The sequence below is a fragment of the Cedecea sp. VD22 genome, from assembly GCF_037150195.1.
Taxonomy (GTDB): domain Bacteria; phylum Pseudomonadota; class Gammaproteobacteria; order Enterobacterales; family Enterobacteriaceae; genus Cedecea.
Genome location: NZ_JBBCPX010000003.1, coordinates 57,500 through 76,723, shown reverse-complemented (window position 1 = coordinate 76,723; position 19,224 = coordinate 57,500). Strand labels below are relative to the sequence as shown.

At 56.0% G+C, this 19,224-nt stretch carries 14 protein-coding genes; 6 read left to right on the top strand and 8 right to left on the bottom strand.

Annotation, left to right across the window (positions count from 1 at the left end):
- Nucleotides 1-175 precede the first annotated feature (175 nt).
- Together malP and malQ are read left to right on the top strand one after the other, a co-directional pair.
- Nucleotides 176-2,578 (top strand): maltodextrin phosphorylase, encoded by a 2,403-nt coding sequence (gene malP / locus WFK85_RS08675; protein ID WP_336706480.1) that lies wholly within the window; start codon nucleotides 176-178, stop codon nucleotides 2,576-2,578.
- Between the two features lie 9 nt (nucleotides 2,579-2,587).
- Entirely contained in the window at nucleotides 2,588-4,666 is a 2,079-nt protein-coding gene (gene malQ, locus WFK85_RS08670) for a 4-alpha-glucanotransferase (RefSeq protein ID WP_336706478.1), read from the top strand.
- Between the two features lie 66 nt (nucleotides 4,667-4,732).
- Here malQ and nfuA read toward each other — a convergent pair whose 3' ends face one another.
- Nucleotides 4,733-5,308 (bottom strand): Fe-S biogenesis protein NfuA, encoded by a 576-nt coding sequence (gene nfuA / locus WFK85_RS08665; protein ID WP_008457887.1) that lies wholly within the window; start codon nucleotides 5,306-5,308, stop codon nucleotides 4,733-4,735.
- Between the two features lie 58 nt (nucleotides 5,309-5,366).
- Nucleotides 5,367-6,050, bottom strand: coding sequence for a DNA utilization protein GntX (gntX, locus tag WFK85_RS08660; protein WP_166994666.1), 684 nt, complete (start codon nucleotides 6,048-6,050; stop codon nucleotides 5,367-5,369).
- 38 nt (nucleotides 6,051-6,088) lie between these two features.
- On the opposite strand from gntX, the gene bioH reads away from it, so the two are divergent.
- A complete protein-coding gene (gene bioH, locus WFK85_RS08655) occupies nucleotides 6,089-6,865 on the top strand; it encodes a pimeloyl-ACP methyl ester esterase BioH (protein WP_336706477.1) in 777 nt (258 codons plus the stop codon).
- 44 nt (nucleotides 6,866-6,909) lie between these two features.
- Here the strand turns inward: bioH and feoC are convergent, their stop codons facing one another.
- From feoC to greB, 5 genes are all read right to left on the bottom strand, one after another.
- The gene (gene feoC, locus WFK85_RS08650) at nucleotides 6,910-7,146 is read right to left on the bottom strand and encodes a [Fe-S]-dependent transcriptional repressor FeoC (RefSeq protein ID WP_336706716.1); all 237 of its coding nucleotides are present in this window, start codon (nucleotides 7,144-7,146) and stop codon (nucleotides 6,910-6,912) included.
- A 9-nt stretch (nucleotides 7,147-7,155) separates the two neighbouring features.
- The gene (gene feoB, locus WFK85_RS08645) at nucleotides 7,156-9,474 is read right to left on the bottom strand and encodes a Fe(2+) transporter permease subunit FeoB (protein ID WP_166994664.1); all 2,319 of its coding nucleotides are present in this window, start codon (nucleotides 9,472-9,474) and stop codon (nucleotides 7,156-7,158) included.
- A 53-nt stretch (nucleotides 9,475-9,527) separates the two neighbouring features.
- A complete protein-coding gene (gene feoA, locus WFK85_RS08640; protein ID WP_008457875.1) occupies nucleotides 9,528-9,752 on the bottom strand; it encodes a ferrous iron transporter A in 225 nt (74 codons plus the stop codon).
- 451 nt (nucleotides 9,753-10,203) lie between these two features.
- The gene (locus WFK85_RS08635) at nucleotides 10,204-12,540 is read right to left on the bottom strand and encodes a Tex family protein (RefSeq protein ID WP_336706475.1); all 2,337 of its coding nucleotides are present in this window, start codon (nucleotides 12,538-12,540) and stop codon (nucleotides 10,204-10,206) included.
- Between the two features lie 111 nt (nucleotides 12,541-12,651).
- Nucleotides 12,652-13,131 (bottom strand): transcription elongation factor GreB, encoded by a 480-nt coding sequence (gene greB / locus WFK85_RS08630; protein ID WP_038478036.1) that lies wholly within the window; start codon nucleotides 13,129-13,131, stop codon nucleotides 12,652-12,654.
- A gap of 238 nt (nucleotides 13,132-13,369) precedes the next feature.
- Here greB and ompR point away from each other — a divergent pair, with 238 nt between their 5' ends.
- Together ompR and envZ are read left to right on the top strand one after the other, a co-directional pair.
- Nucleotides 13,370-14,089 (top strand): osmolarity response regulator transcription factor OmpR, encoded by a 720-nt coding sequence (gene ompR / locus WFK85_RS08625; protein WP_006177890.1) that lies wholly within the window; start codon nucleotides 13,370-13,372, stop codon nucleotides 14,087-14,089.
- Nucleotides 14,086-15,435 (top strand): two-component system sensor histidine kinase EnvZ, encoded by a 1,350-nt coding sequence (gene envZ, locus WFK85_RS08620; protein WP_008457865.1) that lies wholly within the window; start codon nucleotides 14,086-14,088, stop codon nucleotides 15,433-15,435. Before ompR ends, envZ begins: the two co-directional genes overlap by 4 nt.
- A gap of 66 nt (nucleotides 15,436-15,501) precedes the next feature.
- Here envZ and pckA read toward each other — a convergent pair whose 3' ends face one another.
- On the bottom strand, nucleotides 15,502-17,121 hold the full coding sequence (gene pckA / locus WFK85_RS08615; RefSeq protein ID WP_008457863.1) for a phosphoenolpyruvate carboxykinase (ATP): 1,620 nt from the start codon (nucleotides 17,119-17,121) through the stop codon (nucleotides 15,502-15,504).
- Nucleotides 17,122-17,446: 325 nt separating this feature from the next.
- On the opposite strand from pckA, the gene WFK85_RS08610 reads away from it, so the two are divergent.
- Complete coding sequence (locus WFK85_RS08610) at nucleotides 17,447-19,195, top strand: DUF4153 domain-containing protein (protein WP_166994660.1); 1,749 nt, start codon at nucleotides 17,447-17,449, stop codon at nucleotides 19,193-19,195.
- The last annotated feature ends 29 nt before the right edge of the window (nucleotides 19,196-19,224 follow it).

The following is a 19,224-nucleotide window of genomic DNA, read 5'->3' as shown; positions in this document are numbered from 1 at the left end:
CTTGTGGCAGCGCGGCTGAAACCTGTTACACCGCCGCATCGAGTGGCAGAGATCACATTTTTCGCTCATCCTCGCTACTCCTCCCCGCCTAATCCGCGCCGGGAGGAGGAACTCCCACGGGCTGCCCGGCACACTAACGGGTAATGATTTTCGAACATTACAGGACCGATTTTCTATGTCACAGCCGATCTTCAGCAAAGAACAGTTCCAGTCCGCTCTGACGCGCCAGTGGCAGCGTTATGGCCTCCATGATGCCAGTGAAATGACTCAGCATCAGTGGTGGCACGCCGTTAGCGGTGCGCTTGCCGAGCTTTTAGCGGCTCAGCCTGCAGCCAAGCCTGAAGCCAGACAGCGGCACGTAAACTACATCTCGATGGAGTTTCTGATAGGCCGCCTGACGGGGAATAACCTGCTTAATCTTGGCTGGTTCACTGAGGTGAGCGAGGTACTGAAGGATTACCAGATAAACCTCACCGATTTACTGGAAGAAGAAACGGACCCGGCTTTAGGCAACGGCGGGTTGGGACGGCTTGCGGCCTGCTTCCTGGACTCAATGGCCACGGTCGGGCAATCGGCCATCGGCTATGGCCTCAACTATCAGTATGGCCTGTTCCGCCAGTCCTTTAAGGACGGCAAACAGATGGAAGCCCCGGATGACTGGCAGCGCGGGAGCTACCCTTGGTTCCGCCACAACAGCGCGCTGGATGTGCAGGTGGGCATTGGTGGGAAACTCGTGAAGGACGGTAAGCGTTCCCGCTGGGAGCCAGCCTTTATTTTCCAGGGCGAGGCGTGGGATTTACCGGTGCTGGGCTACCGAAATGGCGTGGCGCAGCCGCTGCGCCTGTGGCAGGCAAAACATGCTCATCCATTTGATTTGACGAAATTTAATGACGGTGAGTTTCTTAAAGCCGAGCAGCAGGGCATTGACGCTGAAAAGCTCACCAAGGTGCTCTATCCGAATGACAATCACCTGAACGGTAAAAAGCTGCGCCTGATGCAGCAGTATTTCCAGTGTGCCTGTTCGGTGGCTGACATTCTGCGCCGCCATCATCTGGCAGGCCGCAAGCTCGCCGAGCTGCCGGCCTACGAAGTGATTCAACTGAACGATACCCACCCAACCATCGCTATCCCTGAGCTGCTTCGCGTGCTGATTGACGAACATCAGCTTAGCTGGGATGACGCTTGGGCGATTACCAGTAAAACGTTCGCCTACACTAACCACACCCTGATGCCTGAAGCTCTGGAGTGCTGGGACGAGAAGCTGGTGAAAGCGCTGCTGCCTCGCCATATGCAAATCATCAATGAGATTAACAAACGCTTTAAGCTGCTGGTCGACAAAACCTGGCCGGGGGATGAAGCCGTCTGGGCGAAGCTTGCCGTGGTGCATAGCAAGCAGGTACGTATGGCTAACCTGTGCGTGGTCGGAGGCTTTGCGGTGAACGGCGTTGCGGCGCTTCATTCTGAGCTGGTGGTGAAAGATCTGTTCCCGGAATACCACCAGCTGTGGCCGAACAAATTCCATAACGTGACGAACGGCATTACGCCGCGCCGCTGGATCAAGCAGTGCAACCCGGCGCTTGCCACGCTGTTCGACAAGACGCTGAAGAAAGAGTGGGCGAATAACCTCGACGTGCTGGAAGGACTGGAAAAGCACGCCGATGACGCCAAATTCCGCCAGACCTGGCGCGAAATCAAGCATCAGAACAAAGTAAAACTGGCTGCATTTGTGAAGGCTCGTACCGGCATCGTGATTAGCCCGGATGCGTTGTTCGACGTGCAAATCAAACGCCTGCACGAATACAAACGTCAGCACTTGAACCTGCTGCATATCCTGGCGCAGTACAAAGAGATCCGCGAGAACCCGAAAGCAAACCGTGTGCCGCGCGTTTACCTGTTTGGCGCGAAGGCGGCTCCGGGTTATTACCTGGCCAAAAATATTATCTTTGCTATCAACAAAGTGGCTGAGGCGATCAACAACGATCCGCTGGTGGGCGACAAACTGAAGGTCGTTTTCCTGCCGGACTATTGCGTATCAGCGGCGGAAATCATGATCCCGGCGGCTGATATTTCCGAACAGATTTCGACTGCCGGTAAAGAGGCATCAGGCACCGGCAACATGAAGCTGGCGCTGAACGGCGCGCTGACGGTGGGGACGCTGGACGGTGCCAACGTTGAAATTGCAGAGAAGGTGGGTGAAGAGAATATCTTTATTTTCGGCCACACCGTCGAGCAGGTTAAAGCCCTGAAAGCCAAAGGCTATGATCCGGTGAAATGGCGCAAAAAAGATAAAGTGCTGGATGCCGTGCTTAAAGAACTGGAGCAGGGCAAATACAGTGAAGGAGATAAACACGCCTTTGATCAGATGCTGCACAGCATCGGCAAAGAGGGCGGCGATCCTTACCTGTTGATGGCGGACTTCACTGCTTATGCCGAGGCGCAAAAGCTTGCCGACAAACTTTATCTGGACCAGGAAGCCTGGACGCGCGCCGCCATTTTGAACAGCGCCCGTTGCGGCATGTTCAGCTCCGATCGCTCGATCCGCGATTACCAACAACGTATCTGGCAGGCAAAACGCTAAGGGAGCGCCATGGAGAGCAAACGTCTTGATAGCGCCGCTCTGGCGGCGGGTATCAGCCCGAACTACATCAACGCCCACGGCAAACCGCAGGCTATTCCTGCGGAGACAAAACTGCGTCTGCTCGAGGCCATGAACCGCACCGCTGTTGCAAAAAAGTCGACCGATCCTGTGCCAGCGGTTCAGGTTTTCACTGCCGGGCAGCGAATGCAGCTGACGCTGGAAGGAGAGGGTGAATTTAGCTGGACGCTGACCACTGAAGAAGGTCATACCCACCGCGGGCAAGTTTCCGGTGGGAAGACGTTATCGCTGCCGACAAAGCTACCCGAGGGCTACCATTCGCTGGTGGTCAGTCGGCAAAAGCAGAGCTGGACGAGCCGAATTATCGTCGCCCCGCCGCGCTGCTATGAGCCGGACGCGTTACTGCAGGGCAAAAAGCTGTGGGGGGCATGTGTGCAGCTTTACACGCTGCGCTCGGTGGCTAACTGGGGCATCGGCGACTTTGGCGATTTGAAGCAGATGCTGGGGGATGTGGCGAAGCGGGGCGGGGCGTTTATCGGCCTCAACCCGATTCATTCGCTTTACCCGGCTAACCCGGAGAGCGCCAGCCCATACAGCCCTTCGTCACGCCGCTGGCTGAATGTCATCTATATCGACGTCAATGCGGTAGAAGATTTCCAGAACAGCAAAGCGGCGCAGACGTGGTGGAAAACATCCGCAGTGCAGAAACAGCTTCAGGCCGCGAGAGATGCCGAGTGGGTGGATTATTCTGCCGTTACGGCCCTCAAAGTTGCGGGACTGCGTTTAGCGTGGCAGCAGTTCTCGTTGCGTACAGCCAGCGATGAACAAGTCGTCGCGTTTGGCAGGTTCGTTGCGGAAGGAGGTGAAGGTCTGTTCTACCAGGCTGCCTACGATGCGCTTCATGCCAGCCAGGTTAACGAAGATCCTCTGCGCTGGGGCTGGCCGGTGTGGCCGGAAGGCTATCGCGACGCCCATAGCCCGGGAGTGATGCAGTTCTGTGAGCAACATTGCGATGAGGTCAACTTCTGGCTTTGGCTGCAGTATCTCGCCTGGCGTCAGTTTAAGGCCTGCTGGGATGCCAGCCAGCATGACGGGATGCCGATTGGCCTTTATCGCGACCTGGCGGTGGGCGTAGCGGAAGGCGGCTCTGAAACCTGGTGTGACCGTGAGCTTTACTGCCTGAAAGCCTCCGTTGGCGCGCCGCCGGATATCCTCGGCCCGTTAGGCCAAAACTGGGGGCTACCACCGATGGATCCCCACGTCATGGCCGCTCGCGGCTATCAGCCGTTTATCGAACTGCTGCGTGCCAATATGACCCACTGTGGCGCCTTGCGCATTGACCACGTTATGTCGATGCTGCGGCTGTGGTGGATCCCGTACGGCGAGACGGCGGATAAAGGCGCCTATGTGCAGTACCCGGTGGACGATCTGCTTTCGATTCTGGCCCTGGAAAGCCAGCGTCACCGCTGCATGGTGATTGGCGAGGACCTCGGTACCGTGCCGGTTGAAATCGTCGGCAAGCTTCGCGACAGCGGCGTTTATTCTTACAAAGTGCTGTACTTCGAACACGACGGAGAGAAGCAATTCCGGGCTCCGGCCGCATGGCCTGAGCAGTCGATGGCGGTTGCCGCAACGCACGACTTGCCCACGCTGCGTGGCTACTGGAATAGCGGTGATTTAACGCTGGGCAAAACGCTGGGACTTTACCCTGATGAAGAGGTGCTGGCGGGGCTGTATGAGGACCGCGAAAGGGCTAAGCAAGGCCTGCTGGACGGGCTGCATAAATACGGCTGCTTGCCGAAGCGGGCGGGACATAAGGCCGCGTTAATGACGATGACCGACACGCTCAACCGTGGAATGCAGCGTTATATCGCCGACAGCCATAGCGCGCTGCTGGGGCTGCAGCCGGAGGACTGGCTGGATATGGCCGAGCCGGTGAATATTCCTGGCACCAGCGATCAGTATAAGAACTGGCGGCGCAAGCTGACCGTCTCTCTGGAAGCGATGTTTGCCGATGAACGGGTGAATAAGTTGCTGAAAGATTTGGATAAGCGGCGTAAGAAGACGTAGTTTCGTCTCACGTTTCTCGGTCTATTCCCTCTCCCTTTTAGGGAGAGGGTTAGGGTGAGGGTCAAACTAATAGTAAGAGTGCTCACCGCGCTGGTGTTCGGTCAGGTCACGTACGCCTTTCAGCTCAGGGAACTCAGCCAGAAGCTGTTTCTCGATCCCTTCTTTCAGCGTCACATCCACCATAGAACAGCCGTTACAGCCGCCGCCAAACTGCAGAATGGCATAGCCTTCGTCGGTAATTTCCATCAGCGTGACGCGACCACCGTGGCCCGCCAGCTGTGGGTTAACGGTCGCCTGCAGCATATACTCAACGCGCTCCATCAGCGGCGCGTCGTCAGACACCTTACGCATTTTTGCGTTAGGGGCTTTCAGCGTCAGCTGGGAACCGAGCTGGTCGGTGACGAAGTCGATTTCGGCATCTTCCAGATAAGGCGCGCTCAGCTCATCGACATAAGCGGTTAACTGCTCGAACGGCAGCGCCGTGTCGGTCGCTTCAACCGCATCCGGCGGACAATAAGACACACCACACTCCGCATTCGGGGTGCCAGGATTGATAACGAATACGCGGATTTGCGTCCCTTCTTCCTGATTTGCCAGCAACTTGGCAAAGTGGGATTGTGCAGCATCGGAAATACGGATCATAACGATTGCTCAATAGTTGACTATTTTAGTCGGTTATAATACGCCCATCATCGAGGGTCTACAAGGTTCGACACAGGCACCATACCTGGACAGTCGCCGCGCCCTGCCTTTTCAGCAATCGCGCTATCTCCGCAACAGTACTACCCGTCGTCACGACATCATCCACAATCGCCATATGGCGACCCGCAACGGGAATTTCAACCCTAAAGATGCCTTTCAAATTCCTCTTTCTTTCCTTTGCTGTCAACGTATGTTGGGCTGGCGAGGCGCGTATGCGTTTGATTGCAGAGGGATAATGCTCCAGCCCTAGCCAGCGAGACAACGGAGTAGCAATAAGTGCGCTTTGGTTATAGCCGCGCCGCCACGCTCGGGTATGGTGCAGCGGTACACTCACAATAGCATCAGGCAAATGAAGCCTGCCCTCTCGCCTGGCTGCCAGAATACGCAGTAGCAAAAGGCGGGCTAAGGCCGGTGCAAGCGAGGGCGTTCCGGTAAATTTCAGGTGATGAATCAGCGTGCTTAACGGCGGCAGGTAGTCTGTCACATAGGCCATTGCGTCCCACTCAGGCGCTCTTTGCAGGCAACGCCCGCAGGGCAAATGCCCGCTCAACGCCGGTAAACCACACTGTAAACAGCAGGCCAGGGGCTGAAGCAGCGAGGCGGCGCAGCAGGAGCAAATGCCCCATGTCGGACGGGCAAGCGGTAACCGGCATAGCCAACAGCGGCCAGGGATTGCTAGCATAGCGTTCTCCTTGCTGATGAAAATGAGAACGGTAACTGATGAGTGAGCTGTGGTGGCAAACAAAAGGTAAAGGAAAAAGCGATCTTGTGCTGCTGCACGGATGGGGACTGAATGCGGAGGTTTGGCACAACATAGAATCCGAGCTCGGCTCGCAATTTCGGCTGCATCTGGTCGACTTACCGGGGTATGGCCGGAGCAGGGGGTTTGGTGCGCTAACGCTGGAGGAAATGGCCGACATTGTGCTGGCTAAAGCGCCTGAATGTGCCACATGGCTTGGCTGGAGCCTGGGTGGGCTGGTAGCAAGCCAGGCTGCGCTCGCCAGGCCTGAACGTGTGAATGCGCTGGTGACGGTGGCTTCCTCACCCTGTTTTACCGCCGCAGAAGACTGGCCGGGCATTAAACCGGACGTGCTGGCCGGGTTCCAGCAGCAGCTAAGCGAAGATTTTCAGCGTACCGTGGAGCGTTTTCTGGCGTTGCAAACCCTGGGCACAGAAACCGCGCGCCAGGATGCTCGCCTGCTGAAAACCGTTGTTCTGGAACAGCCGATGCCGGACGTGGCCGTGCTTAATGGCGGGCTTGAGATCCTGAGAACCGCCGATCTGCGCCAGGAGCTTTCGCATTCTGCAATACCGCATTTACGTCTGTATGGCCGACTGGACGGGCTTGTGCCACGGAAAGTGGTTCCCCTGCTGGACGCCCTGTGGCCGCAGTCCAGCTCGGTTATCTTCGACAAGGCCGCCCACGCGCCGTTTATCTCTCATCCGGCTGAATTCTGCCAGGCTCTGCTGGCCTGGGGGCAACAACGGCTTAGCTGACGGGCAGTAAAAAGGCGGGGGAAACCGCCTTTCATCAGATTAACTTAACGCAGTGCCCAAAGTTCCCGGGCGCACTTTTTCCCTTCTGGGCAGCTTTTGCAGCTTCCCGTCAGGCAACTGCTCGGATCTTCGCTGATGCGTCTGGCTTTGCCCATCGCTTCCAGTCGATCGAGCATGGCGGCTACCAGCGGCAGAGGCGTGGCAAGCTGCTGGCTTATCTGCTTCGCTTCCAGGCGGCCCTGAAGCGCCAGGGCGTTACGGATATCAATCAGGCTTGCCATCATCGCTCCTTAGTGACAGTCGCCGGTGCTGCTTTGGCAGCAGGACGACGGCGTTTTTCTGGTGGCGAGCAGCGATACATCCACGCGACTTCTTGCCCGGCGCAGCCCGCCAAGCAGCAGGACGTTGAACAATATCACCGCGAGGATGCAAATCAGGCTGAACTGCGGGTGCTCGCTGAAGGTAACGCTCTGGTAGTAAAGCGTGGAGAGCGAATAGGCAATGTTCAGCCCCCACAGCACAGAAAACGTCATCCAGCCCCGGCTCGATTCACGGGCGATGGCCCCCATCACCGAGATGCACGGAATATAGAGCAGAACGAAAATCAGATAGCTGTAGGCGGCGGCTTCGCTGCCGAATTTCGTGCTCATCACGCCCATCGGCCCGGAGGACATTTCACCGTCGCCTTTGCTTGCCTCAATCGGGTTCGCCAGCACGCTCAGGCTGAAGGTGTTTTTCAGCCCCTGCCAGGTTTCATCGGCGGCAGCGCCCAGTTCATCAAGCAGGTTAAAGCTTGCGGCATCAAACTCTTCATTATGAATATCTTCGGCGGTATAGAGGGTATTTAACGTGCCGACCACAACTTCTTTGGCCATCGCACCGGTAAACAGCCCAACGGTAGCCTGCCAGTTGTCATCATGGACACCGATCGGCTTTAGCAGCGGCGTCAACACACGGCTGACGGAGGCAAGGGCGGAATCATTGATGCTATCTACTGGCTTGCCGCTAAAGGAGAAGCTGTTCAGGGCGCCGATGAAAATACTGACGATCACGATGACCTTCCCGGCGCGAAGCACGAAGCCTTTCAGGCGCTGCCAGGTTTGTAAAATCAGGCTCTTGAGGTGAGGGACGTGGTAAACCGGCAGCTCCATGACAAACGGCGAAGCTTCGCCGCGCATGATGGTGTGCTTCAGCATCAGGCCGGTGAGAATAGCCATGACAATGCCGAGAATATAAAGCGAGAACACCACCAGCGCGCCCTGCTGGCCGAAGAATGCGGCGGCAAACACCGCGAAAATCGCCAGGCGTGCACCGCAGGACATAAACGGCGCCATCATGATGGTCATCAGCCTTTCGCGCGGCGCATCAAGGGTACGGGCGCCCATGACCGAAGGCACGTTACAGCCGAAGCCGACAATCAGCGGCACAAAGGATTTACCCGGTAAACCCAGCGACTGCATCAGGCGATCCATCACGAAGGCTGCGCGCGCCATATAGCCGGAATCTTCGAGGAAGGAAAGGAACAGGTACATCATGCCGATTTGTGGCACCAGCGGCAGCACGGTATTGATCCCGCCGCCGATCCCCTGGGCCAGGAAAATCGTCAGCCATTCAGGGAAGTGCAGCGTATAACCGAGCCACTGGATGCCGTGAATGAATATCGCCACCGAACCGCCATCAAAAATAGGCTGCAGCGCGCCGCCGATGTTAATCGCCAGCAGGAACATCAGATACATCACCAGCATGAAGATCGGCAGGCCGAGGTAACGATTGAGGATGATTTTATCCATCGCCACCGTCAGCCGGTTGGGTTCGGCTGTCAGGCTATTGCTAACCGCGTCGCAAATGGAAGCGATGCTTTGGTAACGAGCATCTGCGATCAGCAGCGCGGGATCGTCAATGGTCTCTGCCAGGCGCGCGCGCGCTGAATCAAGTTTGTCTGTGGCATTGCCCGCATACGCGAGGCTGTAGATATCCCCTTCCAGCATCTGCAGCGCCAGCCAACGGCGCTGCGTCACCGGCATTTCCTGCGGCATATCCTCGGCCAGCTTTTTTGCCTCTTGCAGCAAAATCTGCGGATAGTGCACCAGCTCGTTTTTCTCGTTGGGCTGCTTGCGGTCAATGGCGAGTTTCAGACTTTCAATACCGCGCCCGCGAGTAGACACCAGCGGCACGACGGGGCAGCCGAGGCGGGCGGCCAGCGCGTCGATGTCGATGCGAATCGCCTGTTTCTCGGCAATATCCAACATATTGAGCGCCACCACGCACGGGATGCCCAGTTCGAGTAGCTGGAGCGTCAGGTAGAGGTTACGCTCAAGGTTAGAAGCATCCACTACGTTGATTAACAGATCGGCATCGCCGCTCAGGATGTAGTGGCAGGCGATTTGCTCATCAAGCGAAGTTTGTGACGAAATGGTGGTGAGTGAGTAGGTGCCGGGTAAATCAACCAGCGTGACCTGGTGCTCAAGGGTGGAAAACTGACCTTCTTTGCGTTCTACGGTGACACCCGCCCAGTTCCCCACGCGCTGGCGGGCACCCGTCAACTGATTAAATAACGTGGTTTTACCCGAGTTAGGATTACCGATTAAACCTATGGTTAAGTTTTTCATTTTATTCGTAAACTTCGTTGAATGTGCAAAATAACGCGAACGTTTCCCCGCCGTTACGCCACGGCTTCGATATTGACCAGCGCGAGATCTTTTTTGCGCAGCACCAGGCTAACGCGGCGCGTTTCGATATGAATAGGGTCGCCGAGAGGTGCCACGCGGACGACGTTGAATGAGGAACCCGGCAGCATGCCGAGGGACAATAATTTTTGGCGATAAGCCGGACTGATTTCACTGGCGAAGCCGGTAATTTTCCACGCGCTATTCGGTATGAATTGCATAAGACCTACTTAGAGCTGGGCTCTGCATTGACGCTGACTGAATGATCGTTTTATTCACGAGCGATGCGTGTAATAAAAACGAATTAAGCTATCGGAAGAAAGAGAAGAAATATCGTTCAATGCAATGATAATGAGAATGGTTACTGTCGACAATATTTATTTTTCTGAGTGAATTTAACCAAAATAGGAATTTTTCTGGCTGATTTAGTGGGGTTGATTTTAACGAGCGGAAGAAAGTGGTGTCTTAATTGCATGAAAAATAGAGTAATGGCCTCTCTTTGGTGAACGATGAATGTTATTTCGTTATTGCCGATGTTACAGGGATGATAATTGCTGGTTTCATGGCGGGGTAGATATTGAAAATTGATTTAGATCAAGAGTACGTTATTTTTCTGCTTTTTGTCGGAGATGGAAAAAATAAGACCTCTCCCCGAAGGAAGAGGTCAGACAATTAACGCTTCTTGCCCATCGCAGCGGCCAGCGCATCCATCATCGCGCTATTCCCACCGGCGGCGTTTTCACGCCCGCGCGGTTTTTGTTGTGCTGTTGGCCTGCCTTTTTGCTCGCGAGGTGCGTTGCCACCCCCATTACCGCGACGGCTGCCACCTTCGCCAGGCTGTTCATCAAGGCGCATGGTCAGGGCGATGCGTTTCCGCTGCAGGTCCACTTCCAGGACTTTAACTTTAACGATATCGCCCGCTTTCACCACTTTGTGCGGATCGTCGATGAATTTGTCCGACAGGGACGAAATATGCACCAGGCCGTCCTGATGTACACCGATGTCGACAAATGCGCCGAAGTTGGTGACGTTCGTCACCGCGCCTTCCAGCACCATGCCCGGCGTCAGGTCGTTCATGGTTTCCACGCCTTCGGCAAACTGTGCGGTCTTAAACTCAGGGCGCGGGTCACGGCCCGGTTTTTCCAGTTCTTTAATAATGTCCGTCACGGTAGGGACACCGAAACGCTCATCGGTAAACTGGCTGGCCTTCAGATCGCGTAATTCGCTGCTGTTGCCCATCAGGTCCTGCAGCGCCTGCTGAGTGGCGGCCAGAATACGTTCGACCACCGGATAGGCTTCCGGGTGTACGGTAGAGGCATCCAGCGGGTTATCGCCGTGGTTGATGCGCAGGAAGCCCGCACACTGCTCAAAAGCTTTTGGCCCCAGGCGGCTGACTTTTAGCAACTGCTGGCGGTTCTGGAAGCGGCCATTTTCGTCACGCCAGTTGACGATGTTCTGCGCCATCATGCGGGTCAGGCCAGCCACGCGGGTCAGCAGCGGCACGGAAGCGGTGTTCAGATCCACGCCAACGGCGTTTACGCAGTCTTCGACGACCGCATCCAGTTTTTTCGCCAGCTGAGTCTGGCTGACATCGTGCTGGTACTGGCCCACACCGATAGATTTCGGGTCGATTTTCACCAGCTCGGCCAGCGGATCCTGCAGACGGCGGGCAATCGAGACCGCGCCGCGAATAGACACGTCCAGATCCGGGAATTCCAGCGCCGCCAGCTCGGAAGCTGAGTAAACGGAAGCGCCGGCCTCGCTGACGATCACCTTCTGGGCGGTGACTTTCGGGAACTGTTTTTGCACATCCAGGAAGAAGCGCTCGGTTTCACGGGATGCGGTACCGTTGCCGATAGCGACCAGCTCGACGTTATGTTTTTCACAAAGGGCAGCCACGGCCACGGCGGCTTTCGCAGCCTGACCGGTATGCGGATAAATAGTATCGGTCGCTACCAGCTTGCCGGTGGCGTCAACCACCGCGACTTTTACGCCGGTACGCAGGCCCGGATCGAGGCCCATGGTGGCGCGCAGGCCAGCCGGGGCCGCCATCAGCAGATCGTGAAGGTTGCGGGCGAAAACGTTGATGGCTTCATCTTCGGCGCGTTCGCGCACGGTGCCCATCAGCTCGGTTTCAAGGTGCATTAACACCTTGATGCGCCAGGTCCAGCTCACCACGGCCTTACGCCAGCTGTCGGCCGGGGCATTGTTCAGGCGCAGATTCAGGTGAGAGATGATCAACTGCTCGCAGTAGCTCTCGCGCGGCGGCTCATCAAACTGCGGGTCGGCATTCAGCGACAGCTGTAAAATACCTTCGTTACGCCCGCGGAACATCGCCAGCGCGCGGTGAGAGGGAACGTTGGCAATGGCTTCGTGGTGGGCGAAGTAGTCGCGGAATTTCGCGCCTTCTTCCTCTTTACCGCTTACCACGGCGGAAACCAGATGCGCATTTTTCCACAAATAGTCGCGCACTTTTGCCAGCAGAGCGGCATCTTCGGCGAAGCGTTCCATCAGGATGTAGCGTGCGCCGTCCAGCGCGGCCTTGGTGTCGGTGACGCCTTTGTCGGCATCCACAAAGCGAGCGGCTTCCTGCTCCGGGTCGTGTGAAGGTTCGTTCCACAGCAAATCCGCCAGCGGCTCAAGGCCGGCTTCGATGGCGATTTGCCCGCGGGTACGGCGCTTGGGTTTATACGGCAGGTAAAGGTCTTCGAGTTCGGTTTTGCTCAGCGTGCCGTTGATGGCACCGGCAAGTTCGTCGCTCAGTTTACCCTGCTCGGCAATAGACTTGAGGATGGACTGACGGCGCTCTTCCAGCTCGCGCAGGTAGCTAAGACGAGTCTCCAGTTGACGCAGTTGCGTGTCATCCAGACCGCCGGTGACTTCCTTACGATAACGTGCAATAAACGGCACGGTATTCCCTTCATCCAGCAGGCGAACGGCGGCTTCCACCTGTTCGTTTCTGGCCTGAAGCTCACCCGCAATAATGCGGCAAAGCGAATCATTCATCATGGCTTTTCATCTGTGTAGTACGGAAAATTCAGCAAACAGTTATACGGATCGGGGCGCGAAAATGCCAGCCGACGACCCACGGATATTGGGTTTCAGACAGTTCTGTGCACATTACTCGGGTTTAGGGTACTCAATTTCATTGACGTACCACTGCGCTTCTCCCGCCGGCGTTTGCACCACGGCTAAATCGCCCACTTCTTTTTTGAGCAGCGCGCGCGCCATCGGCGAATCAATAGAAATGTAGTCCTTGCGGCCAAAAATCTCGTCGTAACCAACGATGCGAAAACGCAGCAGGTCGCCGTCGTCGTTTTCAATTTCGACCCACGCGCCGAAGAAGACTTTGCCTTCCTGCTGCGGTGAGTAATCGACGATTTTCAGGCGCTCCAGAGATTTGGTGATGTAGCGAACCCGGCGGTCAATTTCACGCAGGCGTTTTTTGTTGTACTGATAGTCGGCGTTTTCGCTGCGATCGCCGAGGCTGGCGGCCCAGGTCACTTTTTTGGTCACTTCGGGGCGCTCTTCACGCCACAGATAATCCAGCTCTTTTTTGAGCTTTTCGTAGCCTTCACGGGTGATTAACGGCGTTTTCATCTTTCTGCCCTACAGCCTGTAAAATCAGAGTGTGATTTAAACCGATGCTCAATAAGGAATGCAACCGGCGCATTTTGGGAAGCAAGTCACCAAATTTTGATTTAAAACGTTGATAACCGACTGTTTAATATGCTTTGTAACAATTTCGACTAGAATGTATACCAGAATTGACTGGTTGTATTAGCGCAGTTTTTTAAGAATACACACTCAACTGTTCGAGCCTTTGGGAGTACAAACGATGCAAGAGAACTATAAAATTCTGGTGGTCGATGACGACATGCGTCTGCGCGCGCTGTTAGAGCGTTATCTCACCGAGCAGGGCTTCCAGGTTCGCAGCGTCGCTAACGCCGAACAAATGGATCGCCTGCTGACCCGTGAATCCTTCCACCTGATGGTGCTGGATCTCATGCTGCCGGGCGAGGATGGTCTTTCTATCTGCCGCCGTCTGCGCAGTCAGAGTAACCCAATGCCGATCATCATGGTGACCGCGAAAGGTGAAGAAGTTGACCGTATCGTCGGCCTGGAAATCGGCGCTGATGACTATATTCCTAAGCCGTTTAACCCGCGTGAACTGCTGGCCCGTATTCGCGCGGTCCTGCGCCGTCAGGCGAACGAACTGCCGGGTGCGCCTTCTCAGGAAGAAGCAGTTATCGCTTTCGGTAAGTTCAAGCTGAATCTAGGCACTCGTGAAATGTTTCGCGAAGACGAGCCAATGCCGCTGACCAGCGGTGAGTTTGCGGTGCTGAAAGCGCTGGTCAGCCACCCGCGCGAGCCGCTTTCCCGCGACAAACTGATGAACCTGGCCCGTGGCCGCGAATACTCCGCGATGGAGCGTTCCATTGACGTGCAAATCTCCCGCCTGCGCCGCATGGTGGAAGAGGACCCGGCGCATCCGCGTTATATCCAGACCGTTTGGGGTCTTGGCTACGTCTTTGTCCCGGACGGCGCTAAGGCATGAGGCGAGTTCGCTTCTCCCCCAGAAGCTCGTTTGCCCGTACGCTGTTGCTGATCGTCACCTTGCTGTTTGTCAGCCTGGTGACGACTTATCTTGTCGTTCTGAACTTCGCGATTTTGCCGAGCCTGCAGCAGTTTAATAAGGTGCTGGCGTACGAAGTCAGAATGCTAATGACCGACAAACTGCAGCTTGAAGACGGCACCCAACTTGTGGTGCCGCCTGCGTTTCGTCGTGAGATTTACCGCGAGCTGGGCATTTCACTTTACTCCAACGAGGCGGCGGAAGACGCTGGCCTGCGCTGGGCGCAGCACTACGAGTTTCTGAGCCAGCAAATGGCGCAGCAGCTTGGCGGCCCGACCGAAGTGCGCGTTGAGGTGAACAAAAGCTCCCCGGTTGTCTGGCTGAAGACCTGGCTGTCGCCGAATATCTGGGTCCGCGTTCCGCTGACCGAAATCCATCAGGGCGATTTCTCCCCGCTGTTCCGCTACACGCTGGCGATCATGCTGTTGGCGATAGGCGGCGCATGGCTGTTTATTCGAATACAGAACCGACCGCTGGTCGACCTGGAGCACGCTGCGCTGCAGGTCGGTAAAGGGATTATTCCTCCTCCTTTGCGCGAATATGGCGCTTCGGAAGTGCGGTCGGTAACGCGGGCGTTTAACCATATGGCCGCGGGTGTTAAACAGTTGGCCGATGACCGCACGCTGCTGATGGCGGGCGTTAGCCATGATCTGCGCACGCCGCTGACGCGTATCCGCCTGGCGACTGAAATGATGGGGCAGGAGGATGGCTATCTGGCCGAGTCGATTAACAAAGATATCGAAGAGTGTAATGCGATTATCGAACAGTTTATCGACTACCTGCGCACCGGGCAGGAGATGCCGCTGGAGATGGCGGATCTCAACGGCGTGCTCGGGGAAGTTATTGCGGCAGAAAGCGGTTACGAGCGTGAAATCGATACCGATCTGCAGGCCGGCGAAATCCGCCTGAATATCCATCCGCTGTCTATCAAGCGCGCGGTGGCGAATATGGTGGTGAACGCGGCGCGCTACGGCAATGGCTGGATCAAAGTCAGCAGCGGCAGCGAATTAAATCGCGCCTGGTTCCAGGTGGAAGATGATGGCCCAGGCATTGAGCCAGACCAGCTTCAGCATCTGTTCCAGCCGTTTGTTCGCGGCGATAGCGCCCGCAGTACCAGCGGCACAGGGCTGGGTTTAGCCATCGTGCAGCGCATCATCGACAACCATAACGGGATGTTGGATCTCGGGAAGAGCGAGCGGGGAGGGCTGCGAATCAGGGCTTATCTCCCGCTGCCGATAACCCGGGTGGTGACTCATCGGGAAAGCTAGCTGGCCTGTGGCCCAATAAAAAACGAACCCCGAAGGGTTCGTTTTTTTTCGTCTAATGCTTCAGATTTACAGCTTCGGACCGGCTTCGACCAGGGCCGCACCGGCAGGAGTATCGGTGTATTTCTCGAAGTTTTCGACAAACAGCTTCGCCAGTTGCTCAGCTTTTTCCTGCCACTGCTCCGGGGACGCGTAGGTATTACGCGGGTCCAGAATTTGGGTATCAACGCCCGCGAGCGAGGTTGGAATGGCGAGGTTAAACATCGGCAGCGTAAAGGTTTCTGCGTCGTCCAGCGAGCCGTCGAGAATAGCGTCGATGATCGCGCGGGTGTCTTTGATAGAAATGCGTTTGCCGGTACCGTTCCAGCCGGTATTCACCAGGTACGCCTGGGCACCGGATGCCTGCATGCGTTTCACCAGCACTTCAGCATACTGCGTTGGGTGCAGCGACAGGAACGCCGCGCCGAAGCAGGCGGAGAAGGTTGGCGTTGGCTCCGTCACGCCGCGTTCGGTACCCGCCAGTTTGGCGGTAAAACCGGACAGGAAGTGGTACTGAGTCTGGTTCGCGGTGAGGCGGGAAACCGGTGGCAGTACGCCGAAGGCATCCGCAGTCAGGAAGATGACTTTAGTAGCGTGACCCGCTTTCGACACCGGCTTAACGATGTTGTCGATGTGATAAATCGGGTAAGAAACGCGGGTGTTTTCCGTTTTGGACGCATCGTCGAAGTCGATTGTGCCGTCGGCACGGACGGTCACGTTTTCCAGCAGCGCATCGCGGCGAATCGCGTGATAGATATCCGGCTCAGCTTCTTCTGACAGACGAATGGTTTTCGCGTAACAGCCGCCTTCAAAGTTAAACACACCGTCGTCGTCCCAGCCGTGCTCATCGTCGCCAATCAGGCGGCGTTTCGGGTCGGTAGAAAGCGTCGTTTTACCGGTGCCGGACAGGCCGAAGAACACCGCCACATCCCCTTTTTCACCGACGTTTGCCGAGCAGTGCATGGAGGCGATGCCCTTCAGCGGCAGCAGGTAGTTCATGATAGAGAACATCCCTTTCTTCATCTCGCCACCGTACCAGGTGCCGCCGATAAGCTGCATGCGTTCAGTCAGGTTAAACGCCACAAAGTTTTCGGAGTTCAGGCCCTGTTCTTTCCAGTTTGGATTGGTACATTTAGCCCCATTCATCACCACAAAATCGGGCTCAAACGTTGCCAGCTCTTCGTCCGTTGGGCGAATAAACATGTTTTTCACGAAGTGTGCCTGCCAGGCAACCTCGGTGATAAAACGCACTGACAGGCGGGTATCGGCATTGGCCCCGCAGAAAGCGTCAATAATAAACAGGCGCTTGCCCGACAGTTGATGAGTGACGAGCCCTTTGAGCTGGTGCCAGGTTTCTTCGGAAAGCGGTTTGTTATCGTTTTTGCCTTTACCGTTGTCGGCCCACCATAAGGTGTCGCGGGTGGTGTCATCGCGGACGATGTATTTATCTTTTGGAGAGCGGCCGGTAAAGATCCCGGTATCTACGGAGACGGCGCCTAAGTTAGTGACCACACCGCGCTCAAAACCCTGCAGGTTAGGGTCGAGTTCTTCGCGGTAAAGGGTGTCGTAATCGGGGTTATAGACGACTTCGCTGACGTCATGAATGCCATAAGCCTTGAGATCTTGCGGGGTTATGCCTTTAACTCGCATTTCACTGCTCCTTAGCCAATTTATACTGCCGAATATTGTAGGGTTGTTTAGGGGGTGTTAACCGCGACCACTATCATAAATTTACGCGCCTGCTTAAATTTAACAGGGGAAATGCACAGGGGATGCCGCAACGGGGGCAGAGTATGGCAGGAATTCGCTGGCTTTCGGGGAAAATATGGCAGATATGTTAATAATTAGGATAATAACGAAGAACTTTGTGAATGAACGCGCTCTCATGCGCAACGCAATGAAACAAGAGCGTCATTTGCAAGTCGCAGCAGGTCGTTACACTAAGTCAAAAATGAGCTAATAAGGGATGACAACTATGTTCATGTCTGAACCGTTGCCTAAGGCGACCCGCTGGGGGATTTTGCTGGTGGGGTTTCTTTTAGGCGTGGTGCTGTACCTCACCGAAGGAGACAGGGTGAGTAGCATCTGGCTGCGAGGGGATAATCAAGCCCTGTATCTGCGCTCCCTGTCCGTAGTGCTGGCGGCGACGCTGGCGCTTATCACCGTGCGTTTCAATGGCCTGCGATTTTGGGGCCTGGCGTTGCTCCCCTTGCCGATTGTGGCGCTGATGAGCGGCTGGGTGAACTGGACGACCCAGGGGCTGGAAAGCTGGAGTCGGCACGATATTGTGCTGGGGTATCTCTGTTCGCTGGCGGTGATGCTGTTTCTGACCTTGCCCTGGCTGCAGGGGCGGCTGCACTCGAATCGCGGTTGGGGAGGCTGGCAGGTATTCTACGGCCAGCTCTGGCGGAACGGTATTACTCTGCTGCTGACCGGGCTGCTGGTGCTCTTTTTCTGGGGCGTGCTGGCGCTTTGGGCCGGGTTATTTAAGCTGGTGGATATCGCCTTCTTTGATCGCCTGTTTTTCAGTTCGTCGGCGTTTGCCTGGATTGCTACCTGTACGGCAGCGGCGCTGGCGGTCACGCTTTGCCGTGACCAGGTTCGGGCTATTAACGCGGTAAAACATTTCTTCAGCGTTTTTGCCACGGGGCTTTTACCGCTGCTGTCGCTGATTTCTCTGATGTTTTTGGCGACGCTGCCGGTGGTTGGCCTGGGGTCGATTTCACTGCACTTCTCCTGTAATGCGCTGCTCAACACGCTGACGCTGATGGTGATGGGCACTGCCGCAGTGGCTTATCATCCGGAAAGAGAAACCCGACCTTATCCTGCTCTGCTTGATGGTGCGATAAAGCTGACGTTATTGCTGTCGCCGGTTTATGCTTTGCTGGCAAGCTATGCGCTGTGGTTGCGCGTTTCGTCATACGGCTGGACGCCGACGAGGGTATATGCGGCGCTGATAACCTTCACCGTATTGGTGTGGGCCTTTGGCTATGTCGTCACGCTCGTTCGCCAGCGTCGGGAGACTGTTCTACAGCCGGGAGGGATTAACCGCGCGGTGCTTTTGCTGGCGCTGGCCTTGCTGGTCGCGGTGAATTCCCCGCTTCTGGACCCTTACCGGATCAGCGTTAATAACCAAATGGCGCGTTACCACAGCGGCGTCCTGAAGCCCGAGAAGGTGAGTATGACCATGCTGCAATACGCCGGGCGGCGGGGCTACGATGCGCTCAGCGAGCTGCAAAAAGACCCGGTGTTTGTCGCCAGTCCCGATCGCAGAAGGCAATTGGCGATGCTGTTGAGCAATGGCAAAACGGGCGGTGTGGCGGTGGTGAAGCTGACGGTTGAATCTCTGCGTCAGCGTATCGTGCTGGCGGATAAAAATCGCGTGCCGGAAAACGCGTGGTGGCAGGCCATGGTAAAAGATGAAAGTTACCAGGCTCGCGAGTGTCTGGATGACGAGGATAAGTGTCTGCTGGTTGGGATGGATTTGAACGGCGACGGGCAGGATGAATGGCTGCTGTGCCAGCCGGAAATGAGCTACTGCAAAGTGTACGGCAAGATAGACGGGAACTGGAAGGATATCGGTCAGGCCCGGGATCTGGATAAAAACCAGATGATGTCAGCGCTGAAGCAGGCCGCTTCTGAAGGAAAACTGACGGCGGCGCCGAAGGTCTGGCAGGACGTGATGGTGCAGGGGCAGCGGGTTAAAATCGACTATTACCGCTGAAAAAAAACGCCTCCAATCGGAGGCGTTTT

Bases quoted from the DNA above. Each gene is read 5' to 3' on its own strand.
- malP (WP_336706480.1), top strand. From the start codon at position 176: ATGTCACAGCCGATCTTCAGCAAAGAACAGTTCCAGTCCGCTCTGACG.
- malQ (WP_336706478.1), top strand. From the start codon at position 2,588: ATGGAGAGCAAACGTCTTGATAGCGCCGCTCTGGCGGCGGGTATCAGC.
- nfuA (WP_008457887.1), bottom strand. From the start codon at position 5,308: ATGATCCGTATTTCCGATGCTGCACAATCCCACTTTGCCAAGTTGCTG.
- gntX (WP_166994666.1), bottom strand. From the start codon at position 6,050: ATGCTAGCAATCCCTGGCCGCTGTTGGCTATGCCGGTTACCGCTTGCC.
- bioH (WP_336706477.1), top strand. From the start codon at position 6,089: ATGAGTGAGCTGTGGTGGCAAACAAAAGGTAAAGGAAAAAGCGATCTT.
- feoC (WP_336706716.1), bottom strand. From the start codon at position 7,146: ATGGCAAGCCTGATTGATATCCGTAACGCCCTGGCGCTTCAGGGCCGC.
- feoB (WP_166994664.1), bottom strand. From the start codon at position 9,474: ATGAAAAACTTAACCATAGGTTTAATCGGTAATCCTAACTCGGGTAAA.
- feoA (WP_008457875.1), bottom strand. From the start codon at position 9,752: ATGCAATTCATACCGAATAGCGCGTGGAAAATTACCGGCTTCGCCAGT.
- WFK85_RS08635 (WP_336706475.1), bottom strand. From the start codon at position 12,540: ATGATGAATGATTCGCTTTGCCGCATTATTGCGGGTGAGCTTCAGGCC.
- greB (WP_038478036.1), bottom strand. From the start codon at position 13,131: ATGAAAACGCCGTTAATCACCCGTGAAGGCTACGAAAAGCTCAAAAAA.
- ompR (WP_006177890.1), top strand. From the start codon at position 13,370: ATGCAAGAGAACTATAAAATTCTGGTGGTCGATGACGACATGCGTCTG.
- envZ (WP_008457865.1), top strand. From the start codon at position 14,086: ATGAGGCGAGTTCGCTTCTCCCCCAGAAGCTCGTTTGCCCGTACGCTG.
- pckA (WP_008457863.1), bottom strand. From the start codon at position 17,121: ATGCGAGTTAAAGGCATAACCCCGCAAGATCTCAAGGCTTATGGCATT.
- WFK85_RS08610 (WP_166994660.1), top strand. From the start codon at position 17,447: ATGTTCATGTCTGAACCGTTGCCTAAGGCGACCCGCTGGGGGATTTTG.